The sequence below is a fragment of the Caldicellulosiruptor hydrothermalis 108 genome, assembly GCF_000166355.1.
GTDB lineage: Bacteria > Bacillota > Thermoanaerobacteria > Caldicellulosiruptorales > Caldicellulosiruptoraceae > Caldicellulosiruptor > Caldicellulosiruptor hydrothermalis.
In genome coordinates this window covers 328565-335000 of the sequence record NC_014652.1, presented here as the reverse complement: position 1 = coordinate 335000, position 6436 = coordinate 328565, and the positions used below count along the sequence as shown (strand labels likewise).

The following is a 6436-nucleotide window of genomic DNA, read 5'->3' as shown; positions in this document are numbered from 1 at the left end:
ACATTTGAAATTCTCGTGTAGCTGCTGCCTTCGATATTGCAAACTTCAGAAAATTCTTTATGAGAAACAATGTTTTCCGTGATATCGCCCTCAAATACATATTCAACCTCAAGCCCTTTGCATTTTTTGAAGACATATATTAATTCCTCATCTTTTTCATTGTACAGCTTGCAAAGAGGCTGGGCTGTTGCATATACAATTTTAAAACTACCAACATCAAAGTTAAATGGTAAAAAGAAGTATGCATCTCTTTCAAGAGTAAATGGCTGAAAAGGTACTGTCAGAGCTTTCTCAGGAAGCTGAATTTTTACCTGCAATTTTTCTATATCAGAGAGTTTAGGATTTCTTTGATAGTTGTTGAAAAATACAAACCCACTTTTACCGTTACTTCTTACTGCCACTCTTGGAGTTGTTGTGTCAAATCTATTAGCTGGGACTAACTCAGGAAGATATATCTCCATTGGTGCTAAAATATCTCCAAAGTCTTCTACAAACATGTGAAGATTTCTCAAGATGTGATAATGCCGCCTTACCTCGCCAAACTCTCCAAGTGGAGCTTGAAAGTCATACGAAATCACTGGATAGTCGTTAGGGTATCCTGTATCTTTACTCTCTTGCAATGTTGAGAGTTTGCCTATTGCATGTCTTCCCCCGTGATACATATAATACCCTAAAAGTGTGCAACCACTGCCAAGCTTTACAAGAGCAATTGCTCCAACATCATCTGGATTTATGTATGGTCTTCTGTGATATGTCTTTTGAATCCCACCTCCAAGCTCGCACGTCCAAAACGGATAGTTGTAAACTTCTTGGTCATCTGATAAAGCATCGTTCGAAGATGGGATCAAATCATTCCCAATACCCGCATCATTTCTCAAGCGTGTGAAGAAAAAGTTGGGATTTGGAGGAAGTTCTTTTGTGTGTTGCTCCCACGGTGCTTCTGGATAGCCTCCAAACACAGGAACAACTTCACCTTCTGGAAACTCTGCTCCACCTTTTGGTCCCCACCCCGTGACTGTATAAATGGGAGCTCTTAAGCCAACTTTATTTGCAATCTTTTTGAGAGTTACTATGTGTTCTTTATTGTTATAAAGTTCATTTTCAAGCTGGATGCCAATTATTGGACCGTCCTGGTCAAAATAAAGTCCGTCAACTTGTTTAGCAATCTCTCTATACCATCTTTCTACATACTCTAAATACATAGGATCATCTGTTCTCAAATTGCAACCTTTTTGTAAAAGCCAATCAGGAAAGCCTCCATTTCTGCACTCACCATGAGCCCATGGTCCGACTCGTAAAAATACAAACATATCATGTTTTTTACAAAGCTCAACAAACTTGCGAACATTTTTATTCCCTGACCATTCAAATTCTCCTTCAATCTCCTCATGATATATCCAAAAAAGATAAGTAGCAATTATTTGAATGCCCCCAAATTTTATTTTGAGAATTTCTTTTTCCCATAAATCCTCTGGATATCTTGAAAAATGAAACTCTCCCATGGTAGGAAGCCAGGGAATTTTGTTTTTGAGAAGGTATTTGTTTGTGACTAATATTTCTATCGAGGAATTTTTCCCACCAAAACTAAGTAAACTAATCTTTTTCTGAGGGCATGTCATATCAACATTCACCACAATGTGCATTATCATTCATCCCCTTGAATTTCATTATGTTTAAAATTTAAAGTTTTCAATATCCCAGCATAGCCTTTTTGTTTTCCAAATAATAAAGATAATTCTCGTACGGCACATCTGGTAGACATCGGTGATCAATATGGGGTATAAAACCGCCTTGTTCCACCACCTTTTCAAGCCTTTTTAGCTCTTTTAGTATATCCTCTTTTGAACCTTGAAGTTTTGTTTTGTCAACACCACCCATAAGCCTTATACTATCTCCGTAAAGTTTTTTCAGCACCACTGGGTCTGTGCCAGCATGAACCTCTACAGGAAACATTAGGTTAAACCCTGTTTCCAGCCAAAGCTCAACAATTGGCATGATGTTACCATCACAGTCAGTTCCTATTATATCCACCCCATGCTTGTGCAAAAAATCTGCTATCCTCTTGTATCTGGGCATTAAAAACTCTTTGAACATCTGCGGAGATATAATTGGTCCATTGTTAAAGGCAATATCTTCCCACCCAAGAGCAAAATCTACCTCAACGTCTTTCAAGGCCTTTTCCATGAGCTTTATTGAAAAATCTGTCATATACTCAATCATCTCATCCACCAAATCGGGCATGTCATAAAATGCAAGTGCAATATTCTCGAAACCCATCCAGTCACGAAGCTTTCCCAAAAGGCTGCCACAGTGAATGCATATTGGATAGTCCCTCTTTTGAAGCTCTAAAACTATCTCATCCCAGTTTTCAGGGTATCTTGCAGGGTCATCGGGATTCAGCCTTTCTTTAAACCTTTCCCAATCATCTTTATTTTTGATAGGATATTCAAGATAATGAGGGATTGTTGATGCTCTGTTTTTAAAGATCTGACACTTTATACCTTCCGAATCAATTATTATCATGTACTCTTGCGTCTCTTCTAACACCTTTTGTTCAAATTGCGGAAGAAGCCCATTTTTTATTGGAACATATTTATAAGAGTCTATGCCGAAAAATTTATAAGCCTTTTCTTCATTATCTATCTCCGGCGGAAGACCTTGAGAATGCCAAGTTGGAAGTGTTTCGTTCCAATAGCCAAACTCAAAATTTGGTATTCTATCTACGTTTTGATAATGCATAACTCTTCTAAACCTTTCTCTATTTGTCAATTTGCCTGATAGGAATTTATTCTTTATTATTCTCTCCATCAGTTTTTCCCCCTTGTCTCACCAAATCCTTGTTAAAATCCTCCACAGCTTCAAAAAATGCTTTTATATTCTCAATTGGAACATGATAAGGAATGTCACAGCCAGAAGAAATAACAAAATTGGGATACTCTTTTAGCTTGAAAAGAAGCTCCTGAGTCTTGTGATAAATGCATTCTACAGAGTCATTTCTAAATACACCCACAGGGTCAAGGTTACCAAATACAAGTTTGCTCTGTGGAACCCTTTCTATGATCTTACAAAGGTCAACACAGTTGCCAAAATGAAATCCCATACATTCAGTCTCAAGCATTGACTCAACCAAGTTCTGGGTATTGCCACAGTTATGAAGAAACACAGAAAAATTTTTATCCTGCACACTTTTTACAATTTCTTTTATGTAATGAGATGAAAATTCTAAACACTGCTGAGGTGATAGAAGACCTGCTGCTGGTTCTGCAATTAAAAGCCCATTCGCTCCTGCCACTTTTAAAGCATTAGCATATCTTCTTAAATATTCTGTGCACTTTTCAAGTAGCAGATGAACTTTTTCAGGTTCAAGCATAAGACTTATCATAAGCTCTGTCATGTCAAACAGTCTCACAGCAAGAGAAAAAGGACCAATCATTGTTCCAAGAATGGGTTTTTGAATATTTAAGGTTTGTAATCTTTTTATAACTTCAATCACATTTCTTGACCGCCTTGTTCCAATTTCAGGAATTTGTAGCTTTTCTGCTTCATCCAACTTTTTAACAAGAGGTTCTATAACAGATGGAACCTCCTCTGAAGAAAACCGGACAGCGCATCCAAACTCTTCTGCCTCAACTGATAGGTCCATTGCAGTTGCGATTGCAACCATATCATAGTTTTGGTAAATTTCTTTTAAGACATTAAAATGGACGTGTGCATTCTAAGCCAAATCTTTGACATCAAAACCATTTATTGACTTTAATATTGGATAACTCAAAATTGGAAAAGCACTTTTGGTATTTTTTCCTTCATCAATTAATCTTTCTTGCCACTTTTGCATATTAAGTTTCATGTTTAAACACTCTCTTTCAGACAAAACATTATATTTATTATGTTTATTAATGATTTTTTATTTTTGCTTTTATTATACCACACATTATATTAGATTTGATAGAATTTTATTTTGTAGAGATGGACTTTTTTACGATAAACAAAAAGGGCAGCAGAATTTTTTCTGCTGCCCTTTCGCAACCTTTAAGTTACTTAATTTTCAACGCCCTGCACATACTTTACTGCATTTGAGCAATACCCTGCTTTATCTGTTTTACCATAGCATCTGCTGCTTGTTTTGGTGTTGCCTTACCTGTTGTGATAAGTGAGAGTGCATTGCCAGCTGGTGTCCAAACAGCAGACATCTCTGGGATGTTTGGCATAGGTATTCCTACTTTTGCCTGTTCTGCAAATGCGCTCATGATTTTGTCTGACTTGACCTCGCTGCTTGCAAGCACCTTGTTCAAAACAGGTATTCTGTGACCAACTTTGAACAGTGTCAGAGCAGAGTTTTCAACAAGATATTTCATAAGTTTGAAAGCTGCATCTTTGTTTTTGGACTTTGCTGAAACGAATGCTGCCTGAACACCAACAAACGATGGTGTTGGTTTTCCATCATCTGTCTTTGGTAGTGGTGCTACTGCAAATGGTACTTTTGCCTTTATAAAGTCCTGAACATCCCATGGACCGCTGATGTAAAATGCAATCTTCTGGTTCTGGAAGTTACCCTTTGCAATATCACCCTTGATGTCCTTTGGCATGAACTTGTATGTCAAAACAAAATCTCTTATCAATGAAAGTCCTTTTATTGCACCATTTGTTGCAAGTCCGATATCGTTTGGATCAAGTGAACCTCCCTTGTTCTTAAACACATACCCACCATTTTGAGCGATGAACGCAAAGCTGAAATAGAAGTTATTAACATCATACATAAACCCGTATTTCTTAGCCAATGTGATGAGCTGGCTCATTGTCTTTGGAACCTCTTTTACTTTTGATGTATTATAGAAAAGCGCATATGTCTCCATAGCAATTGGAAGAGCATAGAGCTTTCCTTCAAATGAACATGCATCAAGCGCAGTTGATACAAAGTTTTTCTTGTCAATGAGATTTGCTGGGACTGCTTCTAAAAGCTTTGCTTTCCAGAAAGCACCGAGATTGTCATGTGGAATACCAAACATGATGTCTGGGCCTTTTCCGCTCATTGCAGCTGTCTGGAAGCTCTGGAATGAACCTTGGTCTGTGATGACTTTTACAGTGTATCCATTTGCTTTTCCCCACTTATCTGCAATTGGTTGCAAAGCTTTTACCTCATCCTGAGTAAGATGTGACCAGACAACAAGCTGTTTTTTGGATGTCGCAAATACTCCGCTCAGTGGTATCAGCGCCACAACCGCAAAAGCAATTATTAGCGCTACTGTCAAGATTCTTTTTAGATTTTTCATAATCAAAACAACCTCCCTTAAGTTTATTTTACATGCAAACGTTTGATAATAACATTATACATTTCTCTCTAAAAAAAGTCAAGAGAGAGAAAAAATTTTTGACTTTGTCAATAAATTTAGCCTCTTTTTCATGCAATCATTATAACATTTGAGCTTTGCCGCACGAGTCTCTTTCAACAATCTGATGTGGCACTATTATTCTTCTGTACGTCTTGGTTGACTCGCTAAGATCCATCATCAGCACTTCAGCAGCAAGCCTGCCAAGGTGAAGAATGTTAATGTCAACTGTTGTAAGAGGCGGCTGACATATTTCACTTACGTTTGAGTTGTTGAAAGCAATCACTGAAAGGTCTTTTCCCACCTTAAGATTGAGACTTTCAGCAACTTTGAAAACCTCAATGGCAATCAGGTCGTCCATACACACGATGGCGGTGGGCCTGTCATCCTGATTCAAAATCTCATATGCATTTTCTCTGTAGCTTTTCTTGTAATAGTTTGCAAATTTTATATAGGAGCTTCTTAGTTGTATACCATATTTCTCAAGAGCTTTCTTATAGCCTGAAAACCTGTCGCTTGTTACCACCAAATCACCGGGTCCACCCATGAATGCAATTTTCTTGTGTCCCAGCCTTATGAGGTACTCGGTGGCGTCAAATCCTGCTTTGACATTGTCGTTGTCCACCCAGTTTACACTGTTTTCAAAACCATTCGGTCTTCCAATCACTACAAATTTAAAGTCAATGCTCTTTAGATACTCAATAGCAGGGTCCTTTTCCCTTGATGAAAGGAGCACAAACCCGTCAACCTTTTTGCTCTCAACAAGTCTTTTCAAAAGTTCTCTTTCCTTTTCAGGGTTTGAGAGTGCAAGCAGAATATCATACTCAAAGTTATTAACAACTGCACATATGCTTGTTATCACCTGGTCAAAAAAAGAATTTAAAAAGGCATTCTCGGGTTCTCGCGGCACAAATACACCAACCGTGAAAGATTTTTTTACAACCAGCCCCTTTGCATTTGCGTTTGGAACATAACCAAGTTTTTTTATAGCCTCAAGAACCCGCTTGGTTGTCTCAGGGCTGATTTTGCTACTGCCAGCAAGAACCCGCGAAACAGTTGATGGTGAAACATTGGCTTCTTTAGCTATTTCTTTTATTGTTGCCATCACC

General features: G+C 37.9%; 6 protein-coding genes (1 of these 6 only partly in view). All 6 read right to left on the bottom strand.

From position 1 onward, the window contains the following. On the bottom strand, positions 1–1643 hold the 5' portion of the coding sequence (locus CALHY_RS01395) for a beta-galactosidase (protein ID WP_148222325.1). Its footprint begins 745 nt before the window's first position; 1643 of the gene's 2388 nt are visible here — the first part of the coding sequence; the start codon lies at positions 1641–1643; its stop codon lies beyond the left edge, outside the window. Between the two features lie 46 nt (positions 1644–1689). Next, positions 1690–2808 carry a uroporphyrinogen decarboxylase family protein gene (locus CALHY_RS01390; protein ID WP_013402235.1) on the bottom strand — a complete coding sequence of 373 codons (1119 nt, stop codon included), beginning with the start codon at positions 2806–2808 and terminating at the stop codon, positions 1690–1692. After that, the gene (locus tag CALHY_RS01385) at positions 2786–3682 is read right to left on the bottom strand and encodes a uroporphyrinogen decarboxylase family protein (protein WP_274376869.1); all 897 of its coding nucleotides are present in this window, start codon (positions 3680–3682) and stop codon (positions 2786–2788) included. The genes CALHY_RS01390 and CALHY_RS01385 overlap by 23 nt, the downstream gene beginning before the upstream one ends. Positions 3683–3715: 33 nt before the next feature. Further along, positions 3716–3847: a hypothetical protein gene (locus CALHY_RS14005; protein ID WP_274376860.1), complete on the bottom strand. Its 132-nt coding sequence runs from the start codon at positions 3845–3847 to the stop codon at positions 3716–3718. A gap of 217 nt (positions 3848–4064) precedes the next feature. Further along, positions 4065–5270, bottom strand: a complete 1206-nt coding sequence (locus CALHY_RS01380; protein ID WP_013402234.1) for a sugar ABC transporter substrate-binding protein — start codon at positions 5268–5270, stop codon at positions 4065–4067. A gap of 139 nt (positions 5271–5409) precedes the next feature. Beyond that, positions 5410–6432, bottom strand: coding sequence for a LacI family DNA-binding transcriptional regulator (locus tag CALHY_RS01375; protein ID WP_013402233.1), 1023 nt, complete (start codon positions 6430–6432; stop codon positions 5410–5412). Positions 6433–6436 lie beyond the last annotated feature (4 nt).